This window comes from Streptacidiphilus carbonis (genome assembly GCF_000787775.1).
Lineage (GTDB): Bacteria > Actinomycetota > Actinomycetes > Streptomycetales > Streptomycetaceae > Streptacidiphilus > Streptacidiphilus carbonis.
In genome coordinates, this window is sequence record NZ_BBPM01000050.1 from 23,581 (window position 1) to 49,789 (window position 26,209).

General features: G+C 71.7%; 27 protein-coding genes. 12 read left to right on the forward strand and 15 right to left on the reverse strand.

The window, feature by feature from the left end:
• Positions 1–174: 174 nt before the first annotated feature.
• Positions 175–1,983: a phosphomethylpyrimidine synthase ThiC gene (thiC, locus tag TR46_RS29255; protein ID WP_042407250.1), complete on the reverse strand. Its 1,809-nt coding sequence runs from the start codon at positions 1,981–1,983 to the stop codon at positions 175–177.
• A gap of 253 nt (positions 1,984–2,236) precedes the next feature.
• On the opposite strand from thiC, the gene TR46_RS29260 reads away from it, so the two are divergent.
• A complete protein-coding gene (locus TR46_RS29260) occupies positions 2,237–3,568 on the forward strand; it encodes a YibE/F family protein (protein WP_052433184.1) in 1,332 nt (443 codons plus the stop codon).
• A gap of 125 nt (positions 3,569–3,693) precedes the next feature.
• Here TR46_RS29260 and TR46_RS29265 read toward each other — a convergent pair whose 3' ends face one another.
• The 3 genes from TR46_RS29265 to TR46_RS29275 form a co-directional block, all read right to left on the reverse strand.
• Complete coding sequence (locus TR46_RS29265; protein WP_042407163.1) at positions 3,694–3,903, reverse strand: hypothetical protein; 210 nt, start codon at positions 3,901–3,903, stop codon at positions 3,694–3,696.
• A gap of 214 nt (positions 3,904–4,117) precedes the next feature.
• The gene (tenA, locus tag TR46_RS29270) at positions 4,118–4,819 is read right to left on the reverse strand and encodes a thiaminase II (protein ID WP_042407166.1); all 702 of its coding nucleotides are present in this window, start codon (positions 4,817–4,819) and stop codon (positions 4,118–4,120) included.
• 3 nt (positions 4,820–4,822) lie between these two features.
• Positions 4,823–5,140, reverse strand: a complete 318-nt coding sequence (locus tag TR46_RS29275; protein WP_042407168.1) for a cupin domain-containing protein — start codon at positions 5,138–5,140, stop codon at positions 4,823–4,825.
• Between the two features lie 159 nt (positions 5,141–5,299).
• Here TR46_RS29275 and TR46_RS29280 point away from each other — a divergent pair, with 159 nt between their 5' ends.
• A complete protein-coding gene (locus TR46_RS29280; protein WP_042407170.1) occupies positions 5,300–5,677 on the forward strand; it encodes a phage holin family protein in 378 nt (125 codons plus the stop codon).
• Between the two features lie 73 nt (positions 5,678–5,750).
• Here the strand turns inward: TR46_RS29280 and TR46_RS29285 are convergent, their stop codons facing one another.
• Entirely contained in the window at positions 5,751–6,209 is a 459-nt protein-coding gene (locus TR46_RS29285; protein ID WP_236655566.1) for an SsgA family sporulation/cell division regulator, read from the reverse strand.
• Positions 6,210–6,638: 429 nt separating this feature from the next.
• Here TR46_RS29285 and TR46_RS29290 point away from each other — a divergent pair, with 429 nt between their 5' ends.
• Positions 6,639–7,160 carry an NUDIX domain-containing protein gene (locus TR46_RS29290; protein WP_042407174.1) on the forward strand — a complete coding sequence of 174 codons (522 nt, stop codon included), beginning with the start codon at positions 6,639–6,641 and terminating at the stop codon, positions 7,158–7,160.
• Between the two features lie 12 nt (positions 7,161–7,172).
• On the opposite strand, the gene TR46_RS29295 is transcribed toward TR46_RS29290, so the two are convergent.
• From TR46_RS29295 to TR46_RS29310, 4 genes are all read right to left on the reverse strand, one after another.
• Positions 7,173–8,801, reverse strand: a complete 1,629-nt coding sequence (locus TR46_RS29295) for a globin domain-containing protein (protein ID WP_084719034.1) — start codon at positions 8,799–8,801, stop codon at positions 7,173–7,175.
• 266 nt (positions 8,802–9,067) lie between these two features.
• A complete protein-coding gene (trxA, locus tag TR46_RS29300; RefSeq protein WP_042407176.1) occupies positions 9,068–9,406 on the reverse strand; it encodes a thioredoxin in 339 nt (112 codons plus the stop codon).
• Position 9,407: 1 nt separating this feature from the next.
• On the reverse strand, positions 9,408–9,839 hold the full coding sequence (locus TR46_RS29305) for a MerR family transcriptional regulator (protein WP_042407186.1): 432 nt from the start codon (positions 9,837–9,839) through the stop codon (positions 9,408–9,410).
• Positions 9,840–9,913: 74 nt separating this feature from the next.
• Entirely contained in the window at positions 9,914–10,846 is a 933-nt protein-coding gene (locus TR46_RS29310) for an MBL fold metallo-hydrolase (RefSeq protein WP_042407188.1), read from the reverse strand.
• A gap of 190 nt (positions 10,847–11,036) precedes the next feature.
• Here TR46_RS29310 and TR46_RS29315 point away from each other — a divergent pair, with 190 nt between their 5' ends.
• Positions 11,037–12,122 (forward strand): NADH:flavin oxidoreductase/NADH oxidase, encoded by a 1,086-nt coding sequence (locus TR46_RS29315; RefSeq protein WP_042407190.1) that lies wholly within the window; start codon positions 11,037–11,039, stop codon positions 12,120–12,122.
• Positions 12,123–12,142: 20 nt separating this feature from the next.
• Here the strand turns inward: TR46_RS29315 and TR46_RS29320 are convergent, their stop codons facing one another.
• Positions 12,143–12,451, reverse strand: a complete 309-nt coding sequence (locus tag TR46_RS29320; protein ID WP_439654398.1) for a DUF7586 domain-containing protein — start codon at positions 12,449–12,451, stop codon at positions 12,143–12,145.
• 85 nt (positions 12,452–12,536) lie between these two features.
• Between TR46_RS29320 and TR46_RS29325 the strand changes: the two genes are divergently transcribed.
• The gene (locus TR46_RS29325) at positions 12,537–12,932 is read left to right on the forward strand and encodes a VOC family protein (RefSeq protein ID WP_042407193.1); all 396 of its coding nucleotides are present in this window, start codon (positions 12,537–12,539) and stop codon (positions 12,930–12,932) included.
• On the opposite strand, the gene TR46_RS29330 is transcribed toward TR46_RS29325, so the two are convergent.
• On the reverse strand, positions 12,869–13,633 hold the full coding sequence (locus TR46_RS29330) for an AraC family transcriptional regulator (RefSeq protein ID WP_052433185.1): 765 nt from the start codon (positions 13,631–13,633) through the stop codon (positions 12,869–12,871). The genes TR46_RS29325 and TR46_RS29330 overlap by 64 nt on opposite strands.
• 100 nt (positions 13,634–13,733) lie before the next feature.
• Here TR46_RS29330 and TR46_RS38375 point away from each other — a divergent pair, with 100 nt between their 5' ends.
• On the forward strand, positions 13,734–14,426 hold the full coding sequence (locus tag TR46_RS38375) for a hypothetical protein (RefSeq protein WP_152626742.1): 693 nt from the start codon (positions 13,734–13,736) through the stop codon (positions 14,424–14,426).
• Positions 14,427–14,580: 154 nt separating this feature from the next.
• A complete protein-coding gene (locus TR46_RS29340) occupies positions 14,581–15,525 on the forward strand; it encodes an NADP-dependent oxidoreductase (protein WP_042407195.1) in 945 nt (314 codons plus the stop codon).
• A 7-nt stretch (positions 15,526–15,532) separates the two neighbouring features.
• Here TR46_RS29340 and TR46_RS29345 read toward each other — a convergent pair whose 3' ends face one another.
• Positions 15,533–16,117 (reverse strand): helix-turn-helix domain-containing protein, encoded by a 585-nt coding sequence (locus TR46_RS29345; RefSeq protein ID WP_042407197.1) that lies wholly within the window; start codon positions 16,115–16,117, stop codon positions 15,533–15,535.
• 68 nt (positions 16,118–16,185) lie between these two features.
• On the opposite strand from TR46_RS29345, the gene def reads away from it, so the two are divergent.
• Complete coding sequence (gene def / locus TR46_RS29350; protein WP_084719035.1) at positions 16,186–16,905, forward strand: peptide deformylase; 720 nt, start codon at positions 16,186–16,188, stop codon at positions 16,903–16,905.
• Positions 16,906–17,024: 119 nt separating this feature from the next.
• On the opposite strand, the gene TR46_RS29355 is transcribed toward def, so the two are convergent.
• On the reverse strand, positions 17,025–17,864 hold the full coding sequence (locus tag TR46_RS29355; protein ID WP_042407199.1) for a helix-turn-helix transcriptional regulator: 840 nt from the start codon (positions 17,862–17,864) through the stop codon (positions 17,025–17,027).
• A 101-nt stretch (positions 17,865–17,965) separates the two neighbouring features.
• Between TR46_RS29355 and TR46_RS29360 the strand changes: the two genes are divergently transcribed.
• Positions 17,966–18,673: an SDR family oxidoreductase gene (locus TR46_RS29360; RefSeq protein WP_042407202.1), complete on the forward strand. Its 708-nt coding sequence runs from the start codon at positions 17,966–17,968 to the stop codon at positions 18,671–18,673.
• Between the two features lie 18 nt (positions 18,674–18,691).
• Here the strand turns inward: TR46_RS29360 and TR46_RS29365 are convergent, their stop codons facing one another.
• Positions 18,692–19,744, reverse strand: a complete 1,053-nt coding sequence (locus TR46_RS29365) for a saccharopine dehydrogenase family protein (protein WP_042407204.1) — start codon at positions 19,742–19,744, stop codon at positions 18,692–18,694.
• Between the two features lie 109 nt (positions 19,745–19,853).
• Here TR46_RS29365 and TR46_RS29370 point away from each other — a divergent pair, with 109 nt between their 5' ends.
• From TR46_RS29370 to TR46_RS29380, 3 genes are all read left to right on the forward strand, one after another.
• Positions 19,854–20,801, forward strand: a complete 948-nt coding sequence (locus tag TR46_RS29370) for a helix-turn-helix domain-containing protein (protein ID WP_042407209.1) — start codon at positions 19,854–19,856, stop codon at positions 20,799–20,801.
• A gap of 467 nt (positions 20,802–21,268) precedes the next feature.
• Positions 21,269–21,835, forward strand: coding sequence for a dihydrofolate reductase family protein (locus TR46_RS29375; protein WP_042407210.1), 567 nt, complete (start codon positions 21,269–21,271; stop codon positions 21,833–21,835).
• Positions 21,836–22,041: 206 nt separating this feature from the next.
• A complete protein-coding gene (locus tag TR46_RS29380) occupies positions 22,042–22,995 on the forward strand; it encodes a hypothetical protein (protein WP_042407213.1) in 954 nt (317 codons plus the stop codon).
• Between the two features lie 102 nt (positions 22,996–23,097).
• Here TR46_RS29380 and TR46_RS29385 read toward each other — a convergent pair whose 3' ends face one another.
• Positions 23,098–25,902 (reverse strand): replicative DNA helicase, encoded by a 2,805-nt coding sequence (locus tag TR46_RS29385; protein ID WP_084719036.1) that lies wholly within the window; start codon positions 25,900–25,902, stop codon positions 23,098–23,100.
• Positions 25,903–26,209 lie beyond the last annotated feature (307 nt).

The following is a 26,209-nucleotide window of genomic DNA, read 5'->3' on the forward strand; positions in this document are numbered from 1 at the left end:
CCCCCCCGGCCCCCGCCCCGCCCCACAAGACCTCCGCCGCGCGGATCCGCCCCCGGGAAATCCTCCGGCCCGAACCGCCGCAATCCGTACCGCCCGATTCCTCACACGGCCGGACTCCTCCCCTCCGGCCGGACCGGACGCCCCCGGCGCCCGGTCCGGCCCTCACCTCAAGGCTCAGTCCGCCATCGGCAGGTACACCCGGTTGCCCGCGGCCGCGAACTCCGCCGACTTGGCGCGCATCCCGGCCTCCGCTTCACCTTCCACTCCGGCGTCCGCGTCCTCGCCGTACTGCTCCCGGATCCCGTGCGAGATCTTCATCGAACAGAACTTCGGGCCGCACATCGAGCAGAAGTGCGCCGTCTTGGCGGGCTCCGCCGGGAGCGTCTCGTCGTGGAAGTCGCGGGCCGTCTCCGGGTCCAGGGCCAGGTTGAACTGGTCCTCCCAGCGGAACTCGAAGCGGGCGTCGGACAGGGCGTCGTCCCAGGCCTGGGCGCCGGGGTGGCCCTTGGCGAGGTCGGCGGCGTGGGCGGCGATCTTGTAGGTGATCACGCCGGTCTTGACGTCGTCCCGGTTCGGCAGGCCGAGGTGCTCCTTGGGGGTGACGTAGCAGAGCATCGCCGTCCCCCACCAGGCGATCATCGCGGCGCCGATGCCGGAGGTGATGTGGTCGTAGCCCGGGGCGACGTCCGTGGTCAGCGGGCCGAGGGTGTAGAAGGGCGCCTCGTCGCACAGCTCCTTCTGCAGGTCCATGTTCTCGCGGATCTTGTGCATCGGGACGTGGCCGGGGCCCTCGATCATCACCTGGACGTCCCGCGAACGCGCGATCCGGCCCAGCTCGCCCAGCGTGGTCAGCTCGGCGAACTGCGCCTCGTCGTTGGCGTCGGCGATCGAGCCCGGGCGCAGCCCGTCCCCCAGCGAGTAGGTCACGTCGTAGGCCCGCAGGATGTCGCAGAGCTCCTCGAAGTGCGTGTAGAGGAAGTTCTCCTGATGGTGCGCCAGGCACCAGGCCGCCATGATCGAACCGCCCCGGGAGACGATCCCGGTCTTCCGCCGGGCCGTCAGCGGGACGTACCGCAGCAGCACGCCGGCGTGCACGGTCATGTAGTCGACGCCCTGCTCGCACTGCTCGACGACGGTGTCCCGGTAGACCTCCCAGCTCAGCTCCTCGGCCCGGCCGTCGACCTTCTCCAGCGCCTGGTAGAGCGGCACCGTGCCGATCGGCACGGGGGAGTTGCGCAGGATCCACTCCCGGGTGGTGTGGATGTTGCGGCCGGTGGAGAGGTCCATCACGGTGTCGGCGCCCCAGCGGGTGGCCCAGGACATCTTCTCCACCTCCTCCTCGATCGAGGAGGTGACCGCCGAGTTGCCGATATTGGCGTTGATCTTCACCAGGAAGCGGCTGCCGATCAGCATCGGCTCGACCTCGGGGTGGTTCACGTTCGCGGGCAGTACCGCCCGCCCTGCGGCGATCTCCGCCCGCACCACCTCCGGGTCCATCCCCTCCCGCAGCGCCGCGAACTCCATCTCGGCGGTGACCTCGCCCCGGCGGGCGTAGCCGAGCTGGGTCACCGCCGCGCCCGCGCTCGCCCGCCGGGGGCGGCGCGGCCGGCCCGGGAACACCGCGTCGAGGTTGGCCAGGCCCAGGCCGCCGCGCGGTGCGGTGTGCTTGAGCCCGTCGTCCTCGGGACGCGGCTCGCGGCCGTGGTAGTCCTCGGTGTCACCGCGCTGGCCGATCCAGCCCTCCCGCAGCGGAGGCAGGCCGCGCCGGACGTCCGGCTCGAACGCCGGATCGGTGTACGGGCCCGAGGTGTCGTACAGCGGGACGGTGCGGCCGTCGCCCAGCCGCACCTCCCGGTAGGGAACGCGCAGGTCCGGCCGCGATCCCTGGCGGTACGCCTTGGTCCAGGCTGGGGTGGGGTAGCCGGTCCCGGTGCTGGACGGGCTCTGGGCAGTCTGCTGCTGTGCGTCGTACGTGCTGGTCATCAGACCCACTTCTCCCTACGCCGGCATTACCCGGTCAGGTTCCTGCGGTCGGCGCAAGCAGCTGCCGTACGACTCCGCGTACGACGGTCAGCGCCCTCTCAGCCCGGTGCTCCGAGCTCCCGCGTCTGCAATCTAGACGCCGCCTACCGTAGCGACCCCGGTGCCGACCGCGCCAGGGGGCCTCCTTCCAGCCGGCTCTCACCCGCTTCCGATACGGTGCACTGCCGCAGCACATCCGGAAGGGACTGTTCCCGTGGCCGACCACCCGCACGAACACAGTCACGGGCACAGCCACGACCACGGCCCGGCCACCCCGGCCTCCCGGCGGCTGCGCCGGGTCATCGCCGCCGTGCTGATCCCCTTCGCGGTGGCCGTGGTGGCCGGGATGGTGCTGATGTGGCCGGGGAGGCTGCCCGCGCACGCGTCCACGGGGCTGGGCTTCGACCAGCCGACGGTCAGCGGCCGGGTCACCGCGACCAGGGCGGCGCCCTGCGACGCGGGCGCGACCAGCACGGCCTCCGCTGCCTCCACGGCCTCGTCGACAGCGGCCCAGGACGCCTGTGCGCTGGTCAGCGTCGCGATCACCAGCGGCAAGGACTCCGGCAGGACGGTCCGGCTGACCCTCACCCCGGACCAGACCGCCGTCTACAGCGTGGGGGAGAAGGTGGTCCTGGACTACTCCCCGACCGCCCCCGCCGCCCTGCAGTACACCATCGGCGACGCCGACCGCTCGATGCCGATGGCTATCCTGGCCGGGATCTTCGCCCTGGCCGTGGTGCTGGTCGGACGGCTGCGCGGGCTGGCCGCCCTGGTCGCGCTGGGGATCAGCTTCGCGGTGCTGTCGCAGTTCGTACTGCCGGCCATCCTCAAGGGCGAGGACCCGCTGCGGGTCGCGGTGATCGGCGGCGGAGCGATCATGCTGATGGCGCTGTACCTGTGCCACGGCCTGTCCGCACGCACCTCGGTGGCCGTGCTGGGAACGCTGGTGTCGCTGGGCCTGATCGGCGTCCTGGGCGAGGTGTTCATCGGCCTGACCCATCTCACCGGCAACACCTCGGACGAGACCGCCCTGGTCCACTCGCTGTTCGCCGGGATCAAGCTGCCCGGACTGCTGCTGGCCGGGGTCATCATCGGATCCCTGGGTGTGCTCAACGATGTGACGGTCACTCAGGCATCCTCGGTGTGGGAGCTGCGCGCCGCCGACCCGACCATGGGCACCCGGGATCTCTACCGGGCCGGCATCCGGATCGGCCGCGACCACATCGCCTCCACGGTGAACACCTTGGTGATGGCCTACGCGGGTGCGGCGCTGCCGCTGATGCTGCTGTTCACCATCGCCAACCGGGGCATCTGGACGGTCGCCACCAGCGAGATCGTCGCCGAGGAGGTGGTCAGGACGCTGGTCGGCAGCATCGGCCTGATCGCCTCGGTGCCGCTGACCACCCTTCTCGCCGCGGTGGTGGCCAGCCACAACGGCCGCCCGGCGGCAGTGTCGATCCCCGCCCCGGCAACCGCCCCGGCAACGGTCCCGGCCGAATCAGCGGCTGCGGCAGCCGCGGCCGGCCGGCACCGCCACCGCCGCTGACCCGGCACACCTGTACGGCCGGCGCACCTGTACGACGGCACGCCGCTGCGCCGCCGCCCCAGCACGCGGAGAGCCCCGTACCGGAATCCGGTACGGGGCTCCTGTGACGAGATGTCAGGAGGGCGTCAGCGGGATGCCCGCTTCACCAGGATGACGACCACCGCTCCCAGGGCGACCACGAACAGCACCTTGATGATCCAGCCGAAGAGGAAGCCGATGATTCCGAAGATCGCGCCCACGACGGCGGACACCACCCAGAGCGCCACGATCAGCACGATGACCGGAACCACGATGTTGCGCATCCAGCCAGGGAGCGTCTTCCAGATCTCGTTCATGTTGTCCGTCCTCCCCCGCGGGGTCTGTCGTCCCGGGGCCTCGGGGCCACCGGCCCGATTGCTTCTTCCTGTTGACTCGATCGTACGGCCGCGAGGGTCCCCGGTGGACGCTCCGCGCCCCTGAGAGATCCCGGATAAGCCCCCTACCGCGGACCCCCGGGAGAGTAGTCCGCAGGTCGGGGTCGGGTTACCTGCAGGTCACCCCGTGGCGGGCTCAGACCGGCCAGTCCTCACCGCGCCAGGCGGCGTCCCAGAACATCCACTCGTAGCGCGAGGTGGTCACGAAGTGGGCCACCGCGCGCCGCCGTTCGAGCGGGGAGAGCTCGGCGCCGACCCTGTCGGTGAGCTCCAGCACGCGGCGGACCACGGCCTGGAACGACTCGTCGCCGTAGGTCTCGATCCAACGGGCGTACAGGGGGTCGGGCGAGGAGGTGCGCAGCAGCGCCTCGCCCACCCTGGCGTAGATCCAGTAGCAGGGGAGCACCGCCGCCAGGCCCTCGGCGAAGGAGCCGCCGTAGACGGTGGCGAGCAGGTAGCTGGTGTAGGCGCGGGTGGTCGGCAGCACCTCGGCGTCGTCCACCGGGGCGCCGGTTCCGTCCGGCCCGGGGTCCGCCAGGCTCTGCTCCTTCAGGAAGGCCGCGTGCATCTCCTGCTCCGCCGCGAGCGCGCCCACCGCGTCGGCGGCGAAGGCCCTGACGTCCTCCTCGGTGGGGGCCTTGGCGGCGCAGACCGCCAGCGCCCTGGCGTAGTCGCGCAGATAGTGCGAGTCCTGGACGACGAAGTGGCGGAAGGCCGCCCGGGGGAGGGTTCCGTCGGCGAGGCCGAGCAGGAAGGGGTGGTCCAGGATCGCCCGGTAGGTGCCCTCGGCGGCCTGCCACAGTTCCTCGGTGAAACGGGGTGCGGAACGGTCCGTCACGGCTCAGCTCTCCGGGGGCGAGAAGACGACGAGCACCCGCAGGTCCTCAGTGATGTGGTGGAAGCGGTGCGGCATGCCCGCGGGGACGTAGACGACGCTTCCGCGCCCGACGGTCGTGGTCTCGTCGCCGACGGTGATGTAGGCCCGTCCGCTGACGACGACGTAGACCTCGTCCTGCTTGTGCGGCTGCTGCGGGTCCTGGGCCCCCTGCTCCAGCGCGTACAGACCGGCGGACATATGGCGCTCATTGAGAAAGCGCAGGTAGGCGCCCTGATTGGCGGCGCGCTCGGCGTCCAGGTCGTCCATCCGGAATACCTGCATCGGTTCCCCACTCCCAGCGGTCGCTTCTTGTCGGTCAACCTGCAGGTATTCAACCAGCCCCGCCCGTCGCGTCCGCACCGCGTACCAGGTCGGTCCCAGCCCGCAACACACGACCGCCGGGGCTTCCGCGACGCAGGTGACTCCTGCGACGATCAGCGCATGTTGCGCTTCGTAGTCAAGACTCTGATCAACGCGGCGGCCATCTGGGTCGCGACGGCGATTGTCTCCGGCATCTCCCTCACCTCCGGCGACTGGCAGCACAAGACGCTGACCGTGGTCCTGGTGGCACTGCTCTTCGGCGTGGTCAATTTCGTGATCAAGCCGATCGTGAAGCTGTTCTCACTGCCGCTGTTCATCCTCACCCTGGGACTGATCACCTTTGTGATCAACGCCCTGATGCTCTGGCTGACCTCGTGGGCCTCCGGGAAGCTGAGCCTGGACTTCCACGTGGACGGCTTCGTCCCGGCCCTGCTCGGGTCGCTGATCATCAGCGTCGTCGCCTGGGCCCTGCACCTGGTCTTCCGCGACGAGGACTGACCGGCCGCGGGAAGCCCCGGTCCGACTGTCCCGTCCACATGTCCCCGTCCGGCGGGCACTTCCCGACCGCGGATCAGCTCGCGCGGCGGAAGTGCCCGTTCAGGATGAGCTCCAGCGCCGCGTCCAGGTCACTGACCGTGTGCTCGCGGCCCATCGGCAGGAGCTGGTCGGTGCGTCCGAGGAAGGTGATCAGCGGCAGCGCCGGCGAGTAGAGCACGGCCTCGCCCCCGGGGGAGCGCAGCCGGATCCTGACGTCCTCGAAGTCCGGGTCCAGGCCCGGCACCGGCTCGATCACGATGTCGCCCTCACCGGAGCTGCGGCTGATCCCGTCCAGCAGCAGCTCGCGGGCGAAGACCCAGGTGACCGGGGGATCGCCGGGCAGATGGAAGGTGAGCTCGACCGCGTAGGGGTCGGCGGGGTCGTAGCGCAGCCGCACATCGACGTCGAGCGCGAGCTCGCCGGTGACCTGGAGGCCCATCACCAGCCGTCCCGTCATCAGGCTCCCGGCGCTTTCGGCGTCCTCTGCGTGCATCGCTCCGCACCTCTCGTTCCCCGGGGCCGCACGGTCCCGCGCTTGGATGTCCTCCGTCTTATCGGCCCCACCCGTACACTCAAACGCCCTGCGGCGCCGGAAAGTCTCGGCCACTCATCGGTCGCATCTCCAGGTCCCCCTCTGCGCTGCGATATATCCGGACATACGTATGCAATGACGGTGCACAACCACCGCATTGGTCCAACTTCTTCACATCATGCACGGTTTCCTCCGCTTCTGCCTCGACCAAACGGCTTGTTCGCAGATCCGGGACACCCCCCGCAAGGCTGGAGCGCGCCCACCGACCGGTGGGACAGCGGAACACCGGGCAGTGCACGGGTAATCGCGCGCGCCCTGTTTCACCAGGGGTCCCGCGCGGCACACTGCTGGGAACGGAACGCCGCACTGCCGCAACACCCGGAGGACTCCATGCCACGTCCGGTGGTCAAGCGAACCGCTCGCGCGATCCTGCTCGACGGCGACCCGCAGAGCCCCGAACTCGTCCTGATCAAGCGCACCAAACCGGGTCGACCCCCGTACTGGATCACCCCCGGCGGCTGCGTGGAGTCGACCGACCCGACCGTGGTCGACGCCCTGCACCGGGAACTGTCCGAGGAACTCGGCGGCAAGGCGGGAAACGTGGTGCCGGCCTTCGTCGACACGGTGAGCACCTCCCTGCACGACGCCGTCGACGGCGGGACCGCCGCTGCCGGCCCCGACGAGGTGAAGGTGCAGCACTTCTTCGCCTGCCGGGTCGAGTCGATCGACCTCGCACAGCGCCACGGGCCCGAGGTCGACGAGCCCAACGGCGAGTACGAGGTGGTCCGACTGCCGTTCACCCGCGAGGGCGTGACCTCGGTGAACGTGGTCCCGTCGTCGCTGCGCGCATACCTGGCGGCGAACATCGAGGGCATCACCGCCCTGCTCGCCGACGACCTCGGCCCGCGGTAGCGCGCCGCGGGATCATGCCGGATCCGTCAGGTCGTGGTGGATCCGGGCGTCCCGCACCCCCTCCTCCCGCAGCACCGCGACGGTACGCCGGATCATCGCCGGCGGCCCGCTGACGTACGCCTCGTACTCGTCCCACGGCCCGTAACGGTCGACCACCGCCGGCAGCGATCCCGAGAAGCCGGCCCCCTCGGGGCGCCCCTCGGACACCGCGGTGCGCACCGCCAGCCAGGGGTGGCGCCGGGCCAGATCCTCCAACTCCTGTCTGGCGTACAGGTCCTGCTCATGCCGCGCGCCGTAGAAGACCTCGACGGTGCGGGGCCGGCCGTGCTCGGCGACCGCCTCGACCATGGCGGTCAGCGGGGCGATCCCGGTGCCGCCGCCGATCAGCAGCAGCGGTGCGTCGTCGTCGTGGTCCAGGGTCATCGTCCCGGACGCGGGCCCGAGCCTGAGCACGTCCCCCGGGTTGGTCCGGTACACCAGGGCGTTGCTCACCCAGCCCGCCGGAACCGCCTTGACGTGCAGCGTCACCAGCCCGTCGGCGCGCGGGGCGGAGGCCGGCGAGTAGTGCCGCCACACCCGCGGCCACAGCGGCACCTCCAGGGTGGTGTACTGCCCGGCCAGGTAGGGATAGCGCTGGTCGGTGCGCAGGGTGACCACCGCGACGTCGCCGGCCCTGCGGTCGACGGCGACCACCTCGGCCTGCCACCAGGCGGGCGCGACCCGGGCGTCCGCCTCGGCCGAGGCCGCCATCGTCTCGGAGATCGACCGGTAGGCCCGGCGCCAGGCGATCTCGGTCTCCGGATCCCAGTAGCGCCCGCAGTAACGTTCCAGCGCTGCCAGCAGCGCCTCGCCGACCGGGGCGAAGTGCTCATTGCGCACCCCGTACTTCCGGTGCCCCTTGGCCAGTCGGTCCAGGTAGGCGGTCAGCGCCACCCGGTCGTCGAACATCTGGCCTGCCGCCAGCAGCGCCCGGAACAACCGGTCGCGCTGCAGGTCCATGGCGGCCGGGAAGAGGGCGCGCAGCTCGGGGTTGCGCAGGAACAGCACCGCGTAGAAGTGCGCGGTGGCCCGGTCGGCGACGGACTCCAGCACGCCGAGGCTGCGCCGCACCAGTGCGATGTCCTCGGCGGTGGGTCCCGCCGCGCCGCCCGCTCCGGCCCGGCCCGCCCGTCCGGCCAGCGGCACGACGGCGAGTGCGGCGTCAGGGCGCAGCGGTGGTGGCGGGGGCGACGGCAGCGGCGGGACGCCGGTCCCGAACGTCCCCGCGGCGGGGCGTACGGGGGCGGGCAGCACCGGAGCGGTCAGTCCTGGTCCGAGCTGCGGCGGCGGCGCGGCGACACCCCAGGCCCGGGACCAGGCGTCCCCCGGGCCGACCCAGTTCAGCCCGGGCGCGTCGGTGATGATCGGCGCATAGGAGGGGCGTGCGGGCAGATTGTCCGTGACAGCCGGGGCCGGGGCCGGGGCCGGGGCCGGGGCCGGTTGCGCGGCCGGCCCGGGTATCGCCTCCTCGGCGTCCGGCTCCGCCGCGGGCCCCGCGGCCCCGGTGGATCCGGAGGGCGGAGCGGGCGGTGGCGGCGGCGGAGGGGGAACCGGGGACTGTGACTGTCCGGACGACGACTTCGACTGTTTCGGCTGCCTCATGCGCGGCAAGCCGTTTCGATTGAGAGCGCTTCCGATCGACACCTTTCGGTTTCTTCTCCCGTCGTATCAGCGCAGTCCGACAGCGACGATTCGTGCGGCGGCGGCGGGCAGACCTCCTGCCAACCGCAGCGTGGCATGAGCAAACAGCTCATCCCATAAATAGTGAGAAGAATGGGGCGCGCGGGACTCGGACGCGCTACCGTCCGCAGATCCCACGCGCCCCGAAGGCACCCCCCGACCGCCTTCCGGCCGCCGATCGGCCGTCCTCAGTCGGCGCACCACTCCTGCAGCTCCTGCAGCAGCCGCCGCTTGGGACGTGCCCCCACCAGCGACTTCACCGGCTCACCGCCCTGGAAGACCATCAGCGTCGGCATCGACAGCACCCCGTAGGCGGCCTGCGTCTCCGGGTTGGCGTCGACGTCGACCGTCACCACCTTCAACCGCCCCTGCTGCTCCCGCGCGACATCCGCGAGCACCGGTGCGATCATTCGGCACGGAGCGCACCACTCCGCCGTGAAGTCCACCAGGACCGGGAATTCGGACTCCAGGACTTCGGACGCGAACGTCCCGTCCGTCACTTCCACCACATCCGTGCTGACAACCATCTCAGTTCCCCTCCACCCATTCGTTCGACGCCGCATTCGGCTTCACTTCGCACAGCGGTTCGCCCGGATGCTCCGCCGACGCCTCCACCTGCGCCCGCAGCAACTGCCCCTGGACCTGCTCACGCACCGCCTGCAACCGCGCCAGGCACTCGTCGATCTCGGCGAGCTTGCGCCGGTAGACCTCCAACGAGGCCGGACAGGAGTCCCCGGAGGGATGCCCGGCGCGCAGGCAGTCGACGAACGGACGGGTCTCCTCCAGCTCGAACCCGAAGTCCTGGAGCAGCCTGATCTGCCGCAGCAGCCGCAGATCCTCCTCGCCGTACGCGCGGTAGCCGTTGACCGCGCGCCGGGCCGGCAGCAGCCCGCGCGACTCGTAGTACCGCAGGGTGCGCGTGGTCGTCCCCGCGCGCTGCGCCAGCTCACCGATCCGCATCGTTCCCGCCCGTCTTCCGCCGTGCCTCTGCCCACGACGGTAGACCTTGACGCCGACGTCAAGGCCAGCCCGAGCTACTCCTCGGACTCGTCGGGCTCGTCGGACTCCTCCGACTCCTCCGAGTCGACGGACCCGGCGGACCCGGCGGACCCGTCCGACTCGGCGGACAGCGCCGTCGCGGTCCCGGCGGCCCCCGCCGTATTGGCTGCGGCGCTCAGTTCCAGCAGCGCCGGCAGGGTCAGCTCGGCATAGGTCTCGTTCATCGCGCTCGCCAGCGCCGCCGCGTCCCGCGGATGCTCGGCCAGCCGCTCGTCGAAGGCGCGCAGGTAGTCCGCGGTGAAGTCCAGCACCCGCCCGGCGTCGTCGTTCTGCCCGGGAGCCCGGTGCCCGGCCACCACCCTGGCCGTGCCCAGCCCGCGGAGCACCTCCAGGTTGGCCGCCCAGTCGGCCCGCTGACCGGGTGTGGTCTCCGCGGTCCAGACATGCGTCCCGTTGTAGACCAGGTCGCCGGCGATCAGCGCGTCGGCGGCCGGGACGTGCACCACACTGCTCGCCGAGCAGTCGCCCTGGCCCAGCGCCAGCACGTCCACCACGGCCCCGTCCACCCGCAGCCGGTGCCCGGGCAGCGGGCCCGGCACCACCGGGGAGGTCGTGATGTCGTCCCCGAACACCGGCCGCCACTGGGCCACCTTGGCCAGCGCGGTGGCGATGATGCCGTCGATCACCTCGGGCACCGCGAACACCGGGGTGCCCGGGAAGAGGCGGAGGATCTCCTCGGTACCGAAGTAGTGGTCCGGATGCGGGTGGGTGATCAGCACCGCCGCCAGCCGCCCGGTCCGTCCGGCCACCCACTCGGCCAGTTCCCGGGCCGCGCTCCGGGTCAGCTGGGTGTCGACGAGCAGCGCCTCGGTCGGACCGTGGATCAGCGCGGACGTACTGAAGAACGACGACTCGGGCCCGGTGAAGACCTCGACCTCCACCCCGGTCCCACTCCCGCTGTCCGTCATCGCTGCTCCTCAACCGCCGGTCATCGTCCCCCAAGACTGCCCGCATCGGCCTGCCCCCGCCGGTTCCCCCGTGCGAACGGGTGAGCCGCCAGCACCAGATTGATGCACTTGCAAATATTGTCCACGCTTTCTATCGTTGAACGCGGCACTGTTGAGCACACTGTCGAGCACCCACGACCGAGGACACCACATGAGCAAGCTGTTCGAGCCGCTGACCCTGCGCGGAGTCACCCTCCCCAACCGGGCCTGGATGGCTCCCATGTGCCAGTACTCGGCCGCCACCGAGGGGCCCGACACCGCCACCCCGAACGACTGGCACTTCCAGCACCTGGCCTCCCGCGCCGTCGGCGGCGCCGGGCTGATCCTCACCGAGGCGACCGCCGTCAGCCCCGAGGGCCGGATCAGCCCCGCCGACCTGGGCATCTGGAACGAGCACCAGCAGCAGGCGTTCCGCCGGATCACCGCCTTCGTCGAGTCGGCCGGCTCCGTCCCCGGCATCCAGCTCGCCCACGCCGGGCGCAAGGCCTCCGTCAACGCACCCTGGGTGGACCACGGCAGCCCGGTCCCCACCGACCGCGGCGGCTGGCAGACCCTCGGACCCAGCGCCGTCGCCTTCGATCCCTACCCCGCGCCGGCCGAACTGACGACCGACCAGATCGCGGTCGTCGTCCGGCAGTTCGCCGAGGCCGCCGAGCGCGCCCTGGCCGCCGGGTTCAAGGTCGCCGAGGTGCACGGCGCCCACGGCTACCTGGTCCACGAGTTCCTCTCGCCCTACTCCAACACCCGCACCGACGGCTACGGCGGCTCGCTGGAGAACCGGATGCGCTTCGCCCTGGAGGTGGTGGACGCGGTCCGCGCCGTCTGGCCCGAGGAACTGCCGCTGTTCTTCCGCAGCTCGGCCACCGACTGGCTGGAGGACACCGGCACCCCCGGCTGGACCGGCGAGGACACCGTCCGCCTCGCCAAGGAGCTGCAGGCCCACGGCGTCGACCTGCTCGACGCCTCCACCGGAGGCAACGTCCCCGACGCCACCGTCCCGGTCGGGCCCGACTACCAGGTCCCCTTCGCCACCGCAGTCCGTGAGCAGACCGGTCTCCCGGTCGCCGCTGTCGGGCTGATCACCGATCCGCACCAGGCCGAGGCCGTCATCGCCTCCGGCCGCGCCGACGCCGTCCTGCTCGGCCGGCAGCTGCTCCGCGACCCCTACTGGCCGCGGAACGCCGCCCGCGCCCTGGAGCACGACCTCCCGCGCACCCCGCAGTACGCACGCGCCTGAGCCGGCTGGCGGGGGGTGTCCTACAGCCCCCGCCAGCCGTCCGGGTCGACACCGCCGGGGGTCGGCCCGGTGGCCGGGTAGGGCTCACGGGTGAGCACCACGGTGCCCAGGTCGAGGTGGCCCACCGAGCCGTCCGGACCGCGGACGACGCGCAGGCTCTCGCCGTTCCAGGAGCCGTCGGTCGCGGTCCAGCTGCCGTCGGCCTCGGCGCGCAGCGGCACCCCGCGCGCCTGGCCGGTGACCGGCACCAGCTCCAGTCCGCGCTCGTCCCGCAACCGCAGCAGATAGCCGGTGGGTCCCCAGTACCAGGCGCCGGTGAGGGCCAGCAGTTCATGGCCCGCTGGGGAACCGAAGGGCGGCCGACGTGTCCGATTCGTTCAAGACCGGGGCGCCCCGCGGGCCTAGCGTGGGGGCATGACTCCTCGACTCGACCTCATCGGCATCGTGACCGCAGACATGGCGGCATCGCTCGCGTTCTACCGACGGCTGGGCCTGGACATCCCGGCGGGCGTCGAGGGCGAGCCGCATGTGGAGACCACCCTGCCCGGCGGGCTGCGGGTGGCCTGGGACACCGTGGAGACCGTACGCGGCATCGACCCCGGGTGGACGCCGCCGCAGGGCGGACACCGCAGTGCCCTGGCGTTCCGCTGCGACGGTCCGGCCGAGGTCGACAAGGTGTACGCGGAGCTGACCGCCGCCGGGTACGCCTCGCACCTGGAGCCCTGGGACGCGTTCTGGGGCCAGCGCTACGCCGTCGTGCTCGATCCGGACGGCAACCCCACCGACCTGTTCGCCGCCCTGCCGTCCTGACCCGCCCGCTCGGCCAGCAGCTCCCCCAGCGGTACGCCGGCCAGCGCCCGCACCTCGCGGGCGAGATGCGGCTGGTCGGCGTAGCCGGCCTCCGCCGCGACCAGCGCGTACGGGGTACCGCGCCGGGCCGCGGCCAGGGCGCGGTCCAGCCGCAGCACCCGCTCCAGCACCTTGGGCCCGTAGCCGAACAGCTCCAGGCAGCGGCGCCGCAACTGACGTTCGCTCAGCCCGAGCTCGTCCGCCAGTCCGGCCACCCGCACCCCGCGCCGCAGGCCGTCCAGCACCCCGGCGCGGACCAGGTCAGGCTCGGCGCCGCCCCTGCGGGCCGCCGCGACGGCCACCGACTCCAACTCCGCCCCCGGGGCCGCCGCGGCCCCCAGCCGCTCCGTCAGCTCCCGCACCAGCCGGTCCGGCCACAGCCCGTCCAGGGCCACCCGGCGGTCCCGCAGCTCCCAGGCCGGGACGCCCAGCACCGCGGCCGCCGTCCCCGGCGCGAACCGCAGGCCGGTGATGCCGTCCCCGGCCCTGCCCACGCCCATCTGGGCCCTGGTGTCGGGGCCTGCCACCAACAGCACCCCGCCCATCCAGATCAGGTCCATGCAGCCGTCCGGAAGCACCCTGATCCGCTCACCGTCCCGCTCGGTGCGGCGCGTCCACAGCACCGCGCCAGGCACCGCGACCGCCGCCCGCTCCTGGTACATGCCCCCAGTATCGCGTCGGGGTCGTCTCAGGGACGGCTCAGGGGACGTCTCAGGGACATGACCGATGCGGTCCGGCGGCCGCTCCCGGAATGCTTCCACCATGACGCAGACACCGCGGCCCGGTGCCGGGACCGCGATCCCCGCAAGCGAGTTGACCACCACCGGCACCGCCCTGCTGGCCGGCCCGGTGCTGATGCTCGGCTACGGGACGGTCCGGCTGGCCGGCGGCCACCACGGCCCCGGCACGGCCTGGACCGCGGGCCACATCCTGCTGGTCCTGGGTCTGCTCTGCTTCATCCCCGTCGTGTTCACGCTGCGCCGGCTGGCCGCCGATACCGGGCCGGCCCGCCGGGCCACCGCCCGGGCCGGCGCCGCCCTCGGCCTGCTCGGCATCGGCGCGGTACTCGGCCAGGCCGCCATCGACCTGTACGTGGGCGCCGTCTCCGCGGACCGTTCCGCCATGGACGCCCGCTTCGACCACTTCCGGAGCCAGCCGGGGATCACCCCGCTGCTCTACACGGTGGTTCCGCTGTCCTTCTACCTCGGCCTGCTGCTGCTCACCGGCGCACTCGCGTCCGGCCACCCCCGCCGGATCGGCCCGCACGCCCCGGTCTGCATCCTGGTCGGCACCCTGGTGACGGCAGCGAGCCTGGACCTGATGCCGGTCGGCGCCCTGCTCTACGCCGCCGCCTTCGCCCCGCTCGGCCTCTCACTGCTGCGCCGCGGCCGTGCCGCCGACGACACGGCGTCCATCGCCGCCGCCTCGCTGAAGGGCTTCAGCGCCGCCGGGTGAACCGCTCCTCCGCTGAGCCACAGCCGGAGCCCGCGCCGAGCCCAGGACTTCCGATCCTAGGGAAGGCGCTCCGCTCGTCGCCCCGCCGATCCCGTGGAACTCTCGTCCTGGGAGCCGAACTCCCGTCCAACTCTCCAGGACGAAGGCGATAACCATGTCCGATCTCACTGTGCCCAGCACTGCCAAAGCCGTCTCCTTCAGCGCCTACGGCGAGCCCGTCGAACTGCGGCTCACCGACACCGCCGTCCCGAAGCCCGGCCCCGGGCAGGTCCTGCTGCGGGTGGCCGCCGCGGCGGTCAACCCGCTGGACTGGAAGCTCCGGCGCGGCTTCATGCAAGCGGTCTTCCCGGTGGAGTTCCCGCACATCCCCGGCCTGGAGGCGGCCGGCACGGTCGTCGCGACCGGCCCCGGTGTCGACTCCTGGCAGGTCGGCGACGAGGTCTTCGGCTCGGCCGTGGCCGCCTACGCCGAGTACGCCCTCGCCGAGGCCGCCACCCTGGCCGCCCGGCCCGCCGACCTCCCGGTCGCCACCGCGGCGGGGCTGCCGGTGGCCGCCGAGACCGCCGTACGGGCGCTCGGGCTGCTGGACCTGAAGCCGGGGGAGACCCTGCTGGTCCACGGCGCGGCGGGTTCGGTCGCCACCCTGGCCGTCCAGTTCGCCGTCGCGGACGGGATCCGGGTGATCGGCACCGCGGGGGAGCGGGACCATCAGGCGCTGCGCGAGCTGGGCGCGGTGCCGGTGCTGTACGGCGACGGGGTGTTCGACCGGGTCCGCGAGGCAGCGGACGGCCAGCCGGTGGCCGCGGTGCTGCACACCGCCGGCGACGGTCTGCTGGCGGACTCGGTGGCCCTGGTGGGCGGCCCCGAGCGGGTGCTCACCATCTCCGCCGCCCAGGAGGCGGGCCCCCTCGGGGTCCGCTTCACCAGCGGCGGCGACGCCGCGGGCGCCGTCGAGGGCCTGTCCCGCGCACTCGCCCTGCACGCGGCGGGCACCCTGTCGGCCCCGGTCCGCACCACCCTCCCGCTGGCCGACGCCCCCACCGCGCACCGGCTCAGCGAGCAGGGCGGCGGTCGCGGCAAGATCGTGCTGCTGCCCTGACCGGTGCTCAGCGGCCCTGCTCCGACCCGCTGCTGTCCGCCTCACCGGGCAGCAGCGGGAAGAGTCGGGCGATCAGCGCCACCGGCAAGGACCCGTCCGGACGCGCCTCCGGACGCTGCTCGCGCGCCCGGTACCCGTCCAGCACCTGCCGCACCGCCGCGGCGACGCCGCCCAGTTCCTCCGGAGTGAGGTAGACGACGGCGCTGAACGCCTCGTCCGTGCCCCGCCACGGCTCGGGCGCCGCTGTCCGCTGGGCCAGCCAGCGGGCGTAGCTCTCGTCCTCCAGGCCGCGCGCCAACGCGCCGAAGCCCTCGACCGGGGACGCCTCCTCCGGTCCCGGCCCGGCCGCAGGCTCCGCCTGGCGCAGCCGCCACGGCCGGGCCCGACCGCCGGTGTGGGGGACCTCCTCGATCAGCCCGTAGCGCGCCAACTGCCGCAGATGGAACGAGCACAGGCCCGAGCTGTACCCGAGCCGGGCCGCCGCCCCGGTGGACGTGAGCGTTCCCGCCTCGGCGAGCAGTTCCAGCAGCGCCTCACGCACCGCATGACGCGGCAGCGCCCCGGCCCCGTTCCGCAGTTCTTCCTCGGTCACTTTGCAAAGCCTGCTACTTTGCAAAGGAATACACAAGCGACCCCGTCGCCGCACCGAGCGAGGAATCGATGTCCGAGACGACGCCGCCCGAGACGCCACTGTCCCGCCCGCAGCTGATCCACAGTCAGCACGCCTCCCCGCGCGGCACGGTGGACCGCCGGGTCCGGGTCCAGGGCGAGCCGGTCGACAACTACCCGGCGCTCCCGCCCGAGGCGCTCCGTGGTTCGGTGCTGCGGATCACGGAGGTCGGCGAGGAGATCCTGCACCGGCCCTGCCGCCCGGTCGGCGAAGGCGAGTTCGGCAGCCCCGAACTCGCCCGCCTGGTCGACGACATGTTCCGCACCATGCACGTCGCCGAGGGCGCGGGGCTGGCCGCCAACCAGGTCGACGTCGACCTGCGGCTGTTCGTCTACGACTGCCTGGACGAGTACGGCGTCCGCCATGTCGGCCACATCGCCAACCCGGTGCTGGACCAGCCGGACCCGGCGACCCGCCGACTGGTCGACGACGCCGAGGGCTGCCTCTCCGTACCCGGCGCGGACATGGTCCTCCCCCGCGTCGACCGTACGGTCGCCCGCGGCTTCGACAAGGACGGCAACCCCCTGGTCGTCGAGGGCCGCGGCTACTTCGCCCGCTGCCTCCAGCACGAGACCGACCACCTCGACGGACAGCTCTACCTGGACCGCCTCTCCAAGCGCGAGCGGCGTGACGCCCTGCGCCAGACCGCGGAGCGGCGTGACGCCGTCTTCGCCCGGCGCGCCCTGCGTGCGGCGGAATCCCTGAACTGACGGGGGTGCGTCGGTGCTGAAACTTGTCCACGGCGGTTCAGTTGCAGCCCCCAGGGGCGCGGGGAACTGCGCGGCAAGCCCCCCGCGGCCCGCACCAGAAGACAGACCAGCCCACCGCCCTACCCCCGCCGCTCCACCAACGCCTGTGTCCCCAGCACCCCGAGCAACGCAAGCCGCTCGGCATCCGCAGAACCCGGCTCCGCCGTGTAGACCATGATCCGCAGATCGCTCCCGGCGACGCTGAGCGTGTCGCAGTCCAGCGTCAGCTCCCCCACCTGCGGATGGTCGATGGTCTTCCGCGACGCCTCCTGGTGCCCCACCGCGCCGGAGTCCCACAGCTCGGCGAATCTCTCACTGCCCGCCCGCAGCTCCGCGATCAGCTGCCGCAGCCGCAGGTCCGCCGGATACCGGGCAGCCGTGCTGCGGAGGTCGGAGACCACCCCGGTCTCCAGCGCCCTTCGGGACTCCTCGGTGTGCCGCACCCGCGTGCCCGAGCCGAGGAAGTTGCGCCACGCGCCGTTCCGGTCCCTGCCGTGCCGCTCGCCCATCAGCGCCGTGTACAGCGGGTTGGCCAGCAGCAGGTTCCAGGCCGCGTCGGAGACCGCGACCGGCGTCCCGGTCAGCCGGTCCAGCATCCGCTGGACGCTGGGGGTGATGTACGCGGGCACCGTGCCCCGCCCCGGCGGTACCAGCCCGGCCACCCTGAACAGGTGCTCGCGCTCCGCCCCGGACACCCGCAGCGCCCGCCCCAGCGCCTCGACGACCTGCTCCGACGGGCTGGTCGCCCGGCCCTGTTCGAGCCGGGTGACGTAGTCGACCGAGATCCCGGCCAGCAGCGCCAGCTCCTCACGGCGCAGCCCGGCCGCGCGCCGGTGCCCGCCCACCGGCAGCCCCACCGCCTCCGGCGGGACCCGGTCCCGCCAGCGCCGCACCGTCTGCCCGAACTCCGTGGTCGCCATGGATCCACTGTGCCAAGTCCCGCGCCCGCCTGCCTGGTACCAGCAGTCCCAGGAAGACCGGACATCTGGCTGACCGCCCCGCCGCGCCGCATCGTGGAGGCATGACGACAACACTGATCACCGGAGCCAACAAGGGACTCGGCCACGAGACCGCCCGCCGCCTCGTCGCCGCAGGCCACACCGTCTACATCGGCAGCCGCGACCCGGAGCGCGGGCGCCGGGCCGCCGAGCGGCTGGGCGCACGCTTCGTCCAGCTGGACATCACCGACGACGCCTCGGTGGCCGCCGCGGCCAAGCGCATCGAGGCCGACGGCGGGCTGGACGTGCTGGTCAACAACGCCGGCATCGAGGAGCGCGCCGAGGACAACGGCGTCATCGGCGCCGCGGACCTCACCGCCGACCTGATGCGGAGCACCTTCGAGACCAATGTCTTCGGCACCGTGCGGGTCACCCACGCCTTCCTGCCGCTGCTGCAGCGGTCCGCCGCGCCCGTCATCGTCAACCTGAGCAGCGGTCTGGCGTCGCTCACCCGGGTGACCACCCCCGGCACCCCGACCCATGGCTACCCCGGCGTCGCCTACCCGGCGTCCAAGACCGCCGTCAACATGGTCACCGTGCAGTACGCCAAGGCGTTCCCCGGGATGCGCATCAACGCGGTGGAGCCCGGCTTCACCAAGACGGACCTGAACGGCAACACCGGCGTCCAGACCGTCGAGCAGGGCGCCGAGATCATCGTCCGGATGGCCACGCTCGGCCCGGACGGCCCCACCGGCACCTACGTCGACGCCGAGGGCCCGCTGCCCTGGTAGCGGCCCGGCCGGCGGTCCTCAAGCGCGCCGGCCGACCGACTCCCCGTGCAGCTCGAACGAGAGGTGCGCGGACAGCGCCCGGAGGAAGTCGGGCGCATCGAAGACCGCGCCCGCCGAGACGACCCCGACCGCCCTGGTCCGTCCGGTGAGGATCCGTTCCACCGCCTCCACCGCGAGCGGCGCGGTGATCGCGTAGATGTCCTGGCCGCTCGCCACCGCCCGGCGTTCGGCGCCGCCGGAGCGCACCACGACATCGACGAGGAAGGTCTGGTCGGACCGCCCGCGCGCGTCGACCGCGGTCGGCGCCGGCGTGTCCGGGGCCGTCAGGTCCCGGACCGCCTCGACCGTCATGTACGTGCGCACGTCGGGGACGGCCAGGTGGCTGGGAACGGTGACCACGTCGGCCATGGTGAACTCGCCGATGACGGCCCGGCGGCCCATCGGTTCCGGGAAGGCCCACTCCAGCGTGGGCGACCGGCCGTCGACGTACTCCAGCCGCCCGCCGGCGAACCGGACCCGCCGCCCGTTCCGCCGCTGCCGGGACACCCGGCCTGCGGCATGCGTCCCGGCGGTGGCGTGCCAACTGCTCAGCCCGTAGGCGACATGGACCTCGTCGGCCGCCGTCCAGTCGCCCATCGCGGCGGTGACCAGCAGGTCCCCGAGGCCGCCGAAGAAGGCCATCGCCGGAACGACCACCGCTCCGGCCTCGCGGGCCCGGTCCGCGAAACGGCCGAACGTGTCGACATTGGCCTCGATCTCGGCCGCCACATCCAGATACGGGATCCCGGCCCGCAGCGCGGCCTCGACCAGCGGGGCGGCCGTGGTGGCGAACGGCCCGGCGCAGTTGACCACCGCCGCCGCCCCGGCCAGCGCACGGTCCAACGCGTCCGGGTCGTCCGCCGACGCCGGACGGACGTCGAGTCCCGGCCCGGACGCCGCCATGGAGGCCAACGTGCCGGCGTCACGGCCGGAGAGCACCGGGACGAACCCCCGGTCCAGCAACTCCGCCACCACAAACCGCCCGGTGTGCCCGTATGCGCCGAACACCGCCACCGTCAGGCCCGATCCCATGACTCACTCCCCGTGCTCGCCCCGCTCGACCGATCCGTTGTGACCATCCTGTCGGGGCCGCCCCTCCCACACGAGTGTCCGGAACGCCAGCACCCGTACAATTCCGGACGTGAACACCATCGCCCTGGCCGTCACCGACGGAATGCGGCACTTCGAACTGTCCATGGCGTACGAGGTCTTCGGCGCCGACCGGACCGACCTGGCCGACCCCTGGTACGAGACCAGCCTCTGCGGGACGGGCGCCGCCCGGATCGGCCGCTTCCACCTGGATCCCGACCACGGCCTCGACCGGCTGGCCCGCGCCGACACGGTGATCGTCCCGGCCTTCACCGACACCGACCGGGACCCGCCCGCCGATCTGGTCGACGCGGTGCGCGCGGCCCACGAGGCAGGCGCCCGGGTGGCCTCCCTCTGCACCGGCGCCTTCGTCCTGGCCGCCGCAGGCCTGCTCGACGGCCTGTGCGCCACCACGCACTGGGCCCACGCCGACGCCCTGGCCGCCCGCTACCCCGCCGTCAAGGTCGACCCGGATGTGCTCTACGTGGACAACGGCAGCGTGCTCACCTCGGCCGGCAAGGCCGCCGCGATGGACCTGTGCCTGCACCTGGTCCGTCTGGACCACGGCTCGTCCGTCGCCAACGCGGTCGCCCGCAACCTGGTCGTCCAACCGCACCGCGCGGGCGGCCAGGCCCAGTTCGTCACCACGCCGCTGCCCGCCAGGGAGGACCACCCGCTGGCCGACCTGCTCCCCTGGGTGCTGCAACGGCTGGACCACCCCCTCACCGTGGAGGACCTGGCCCGCCGGGCGAACATGAGCTCACGCAACCTCAGCCGCCACTTCAGGTCCGCGACCGGCACCACCCCGCTGCAGTGGCTGCTCACCCAACGCATCCGCCATGCCCAGGAGTTGCTGGAGACCACCGACGACAGCGTGGAGACCGTCGCCACCGCCACCGGCATGGGCACCGCCACCACCCTTCGGCGCCACTTCAACCGCACCGTGGGCCTCCCCCCGGACACCTACCGCCGCGCCTTCCGCTCCCGGGCCGGGATGTGACCAGCGCGAGGCGGCGAGGTAGTCGCCGTGCTCGATGTCGGCGAGCAGCGTCGGGTGGGTGGGCGACCAGCCGAGCAGTTCCTGCGTCTGAGAGCTGGAGACGGGTGCGTCGAAGCCGTAGACCGTGGCCATGAACGGGCTCGGGAAGTACGCGGCGGCCGGCCCAGGCATGGATCGACGACCCGACCCTGAGCCTGGACGAACACCTCTCCCAGACCTTCGACGATCTGCGCGCCCTCTGCGCGCCCTCTGCGCGCCCTCTGCGCGCCCGGCCCGGGGCCGAAGGCACGCCCCGGAAGCTGAGCCCAGGCAGCCCGGTGCAGGGTCTCGCCGCCCGTGGCATCGGCCCAGTGCACGATGCCGGGCCCCGAGCACGAGGACTACCGGTGAGCCCGGATAGCGCGCCGATGAGTTTCCCGCGCCACGCTGGTCTGTAGGCCGGATACCCACGGACGGAAGGCTCGGCCATGCGGAAACTGATCTACGCCATGAACCTGACCCTGGACGGCTACGTCGCCGCGGCCGGCGACGACATCGGCTGGAGCGGACCGCCGAGCGACGAGCTGTTCCAGTGGTGGCTCGACCACGAGCAGGGGAGTGGCCTGTCGCTGTACGGGCGCAAGCTGTGGGAGACGATGAGCTCCTACTGGCCGACCGGCGACCAGCAGCCCAACGCCACGCCGGCGCAGATCGAGTTCGCGCGGAACTGGCGGGACACGCCGAAGGTGGTGTTCTCCTCGACGATCGACAAAACCGACTGGAACACCCGCGTGGTCACCGGCGACGCGATCGCCGAGATCACCCGGCTCAGGGCCGAGGACGGCGACCCGATGAACATCGGCGGCGCAACGCTCGCCAGTGCCGCCATGCGCGCCGGGCTGATCGACGAGTACGCGATCGCCGCCCATCCGGTCCTGGTGGGCGGCGGCACGCCGTTCTTCACCGCGCTGGACAGCTGGGTGAACCTGAACCTGGTGGAGACCCGGACGTTTCCCGGCGGCGTAGTCCTGACCAGGTACGAGACCAGGCGCTGAGCAGCACCACCCATCCTTGACGTCGATATGGCCCGGGAACGGGTACCGCTGTTGCTGCGAGCGGCGCAGGAGGACCCGTGGCCGCAGCTGGCCATCAAGACTGGGCACCTGCAAGCCTCGCCACCAGTTCGCAGTGCCTGGACGTAGTCAGGGCACTCATGGGCGACTGTCCGCTGAACATCCGTCGGGGGCGCTAACCTCCGGACATGGCTGAATCACGGCGCCCCCAAGGGATCGTCACGCGGCTCATCGACGGACGCATCTGCGCCTACGAGCCGGCTGCCGACGCAATGGGTGTGCTCTCACCAGCCATGGTCTGGACACCCTCGGTCGGGGACGACGTCATCGACCACGCCGTGGCCGCTGACCTTCAGCGCGCCTACTACACGACCCTGAACGCGGTCGTGTGCGTGACGACGGACGGAGCTGAGGTTTGGCGGTCAGGGCTCGAACCGGAGTCAGTCCGGCGTCACGGGCACAAGCCCGGCTGTGTCCTGTCGCTGGATGGCCTAGTCGTGTGGGTCTACCGCCCTGATGCCATGGCCGGCCGAGACCGGCCCGACCAGTGGGTTGCCCTGGACGCCGCGTCCGGCGCGGTCATGGCGCAGGCGGATCTTCAGACCGTGGGGCACGGCGGGGTGCAACTGCTGCATGGGACGAGTGGTCAGGTCCTCGTCGACGTGGGAGAAGGGCAGGACGGCTCCGTCATCTTCCGCGCCTCGCTGACCGAGTCCGGGATGGACCTCTTCAGCTACCCCTGGGACGACCGATGCCTCATCGACCTGTCGCCCGACGGCCGCCACTTCATGACCGTGGACCACGCGCAGGCCGACATCGCCATCCACACCTACCCCGAGGGCGAAGTGGCGTTCACCCTCCCCGTCGACGCCTTCGACCACGACCCGGAGGAGGCCTATGTGGAATGGTGCGGCGGCTACCTGAGCCCGGACATCGTCATCGTCACCATCACCGGCGAAACCGACGACGAACAGGAGTGGTTCCGCCACTACCGGGTCGATGCGACCTCGGGCCAAATCCAGGCCGAGTTCGACGGGCGCGGCGGGAAGCCCTACGACATCCATCCCCTCGGAGACGGCACCTGGCTCACCACGGACCCCTCCGGTCACCCAGTCCGCTGGACGTATTCAGAAGACGGCTGAGGAAACCGTCCTCGCTCGCATCTCGCGGGGGCAGGCTCCCCACCGCCGGCACGACCATGAGGAACGCGGCGCGGCTGCACACGATGTGTGGACACTCGGACCTCAGCTCTGGGCCATGTCCACGAAGCGGGAGTAGTGGCCTTGGAAGGCGACGGTGATCGTCGCCGTGGGGCCGTTGCGGTGCTTGGCGACGATCAGGTCGGCCTCGCCGGCACGGGGGGACTCCTTCTCGTAGGCGTCCTCGCGATGCAGCAGAATGACCATGTCGGCGTCCTGCTCAATGCTGTTGTGCAACACCATGCCATTGGCAATGAAGTTGTGGGTCCCCAGCACCGTGGCGTCAAAGACCGGCTGGTCGCCGATGCTCTCCACCTCGGTAATCGAATCCCACAGCACGTCGCTCGTCGCGAGCAGGTCGAGTTCCGCGTCCTGGAGGATCTCCGCCACCCGGTGCAGTCTGCTGCGGCTCGGCGCCGCGCGATAGATCGTGGAGCCGCAGTAGGCAGTGCCCAGTTGTTCCTGGAAGGCACGGGTGGTGACGTCCCTCTCCTTCATCGCTTCCCTGACCCGGCCCCACACCTGCACGGGAATTGTGTCCGGATTGGTGTTGGCGACGACCGCCGCCAGCCGGTGCAGCGCCTTGTTGACCTGGACGGCGCGTGCGCCGTGGACCCCGATGTCGTGCAGGAACCGGCGCTGGTCGGTCACGCCGCTGACGTCCACGGTCCACCCGGGGCGGCCGTTGGTGTTTCCGACCCTCCGCAGCCGCGTCTGGATCTCGCAGCGCAAAAGCAGCTGCTGGAGGTCCCGCGCGAGCCGCTCGGACGTCGTCGCGTAGTAGACCCTGACCGCCCCCGCGTTCGAGACGGTCACCGAGCCGTCCGTCGCCCACAGATGACGCAGGAACAAGCGAACCTGCTCGTCAGGAAGCCCGAAGACCTCGGACGGCAGGAACTTCTCATGCGACCGCTTTCCGTACAGGCCGAAGCCGTCCAACCAGGCGGCGATGGGATTGCGGCGTCCACGTGCGAGCTTGAACGGGGCCGGTAGGTAGGTGTGCCACCGGGTCTCCTGCGCCTCACGGCGAGGAGTGATGCCAAAGTGCGCGGCGGCCTGCTCGACCGCGTCCAGGTTGGCCACATCGTTGCTCGTGTAGTGGATCGGCTGGCGGGGTGCCGCACAGCCGTCACCGATCAGGTGCGCCAACATCACCACCTCGGCCTCGGGACAGGCGGTGGTGCGCTCCGGGGCACCGATCCGCCGGGGTACGGCCACCCGGTCACCCACGGTCAGCTCCCCGAGCGGCTTCCAGCCGTCGTAGGTGAGGAACGGGTGGTTCGCCGTCGCCTCCACCTCCCGCCCCGAGGCGAGGCGCACCCGGAACGCTTCCTTCACCCCGCTGGGGAAGGCGTGCGTGAGCGTCCGGGCGACCAGCTTCATCCGCTCATCCACTGACCACACCGGAATGTCCCGCGCGCCCGACTCCATCAGTTCACCGATGGTCACCTCGGCGCCGGTGTCGGCGCGCAGCAGCCGGGTCCCCGCAGTCACGCATCCCGATTCACGAAGGTCCGAGACCATCGGCCTCTTGTCCGTTCGCTGCTCGGGACCACGGTTCAGCTGTGACAGCGCGATGACCGGGAGCTCCAGCTCCTTGGCGAGCAGCTTGAGGTTCCGCGACATCTCGGAGACCTCCTGCTGCCGGCTCTCGGGCCGCCGCGAACCGCCGTTCTGCATCAGCTGGAGGTAGTCGATCACCACCAGCCGCAGGTCGTTGCGCTGCTTCAGCCGTCGGCACTTGGCCCGGATCTCCATCATCGACAGGTTGGGGGAGTCGTCGATGAAGAGCGGAGAATCGTTCAACTCCGGCATCCGCCGCGCCAACCGGGTCCAGTCCTCATCGGTCATGTTCCCCGACCGCATATGGTGCAGCGCGACCCTGGCCTCCGCGGAGAGCAGACGCATCGCGATCTCGTTGCGCCCCATCTCCAGGGAGAAGAAAACGCTCGGAATCTTATGCTTCACCGAACAGGAACGAGCAAAGTCGAGCGCAAGAGTCGACTTTCCCATCGCCGGCCTCGCGGCGACGACGATCATCTGGCCCGGGTGGAGGCCGTTGGTGAGGGAGTCGAGGTCGGCGAAGCCGGTGGGGACGCCGGACATCTGGCCGCTGCGGGAGCCGATGGACTCGATCTCGTCGAGGGCGCCCTCCATGATGTCGCCGAGGGGGGCGTAGTCCTCGTTGGTGCGCTGTTCGGTGACGGCGTAGATCTCGGCCTGGGCGGCGTTGACGATCTCGTCGACGTCGCCCTCGGCGGCGTATCCCATCTGCGCGATCCGGGTGCCGGCCTCGACCAGGCGGCGCAGCACCGCGCGCTCGTGCACGATCTCGGCGTAGTACTCGGCGTTGGCGGCGGTGGGGACCGAGTTGACCAGGGTGTGCAGATAGGACGGCCCGCCGACACGGGTGATCTCGCCGCGCTTGACGAGTTCGCTGGCGACGGTGATCGGGTCCGCCGGCTCGCCGCGCGCGTACAGGTCGAGGATGGCGCTGTGGATCAGCTCGTGCGCCGGGCGGTAGTAGTCGACCGGCTTGAGCACCTCGACGACGTCGGCGATCGCGTCCTTGGACAGCAGCATGCCGCCCAGAACGGACTGCTCGGCCGCGAGGTCCTGCGGGGGGACCCGCTCGTAGGAGGCGGAGTCGCCGCGGGAGTCGCCCTTGCTGCCGCCGGCGTTGTCGTAGGAAGAACGGTCCGCCTGGTTGCCGCCGCCGGGGCCGCCCTTGTTCTGGAACGTCTTCTTGAACGGCAGCCGGCCGCCCGGCCCTTCGGCCGACGGGGGTGGCGGCCACTCCTCGTCCGGAGGGGGCACGTCGTCGTGGTCCTCGTACGGCGCGTCGCTCATCGTGCACCCCCGCCGGAGGCCCCTTCGCGTCCCTGCTGCATGCCGCGCCTCCTGATGCTTCCGCCCCGTAGCCCTGCCGTCCCGCCGTCACTCTCTTCTATACGGCACCCCACTGACACGGGGGCACCTGCACCCCCTGCGGCGCGTCGGCGGAACGCTCACGCTAAGGGGGGATCAGCCCATCGGCCAAGATGGTTATCCACAGGCCATGTGGATGACCGGCCCGGGACTGTGGAGAAACGGCCCCAAGCTGTGCACGGTTCGGGGGACAACCTGTGGATAACCCGAAGATCTTTCCACCGTCAAC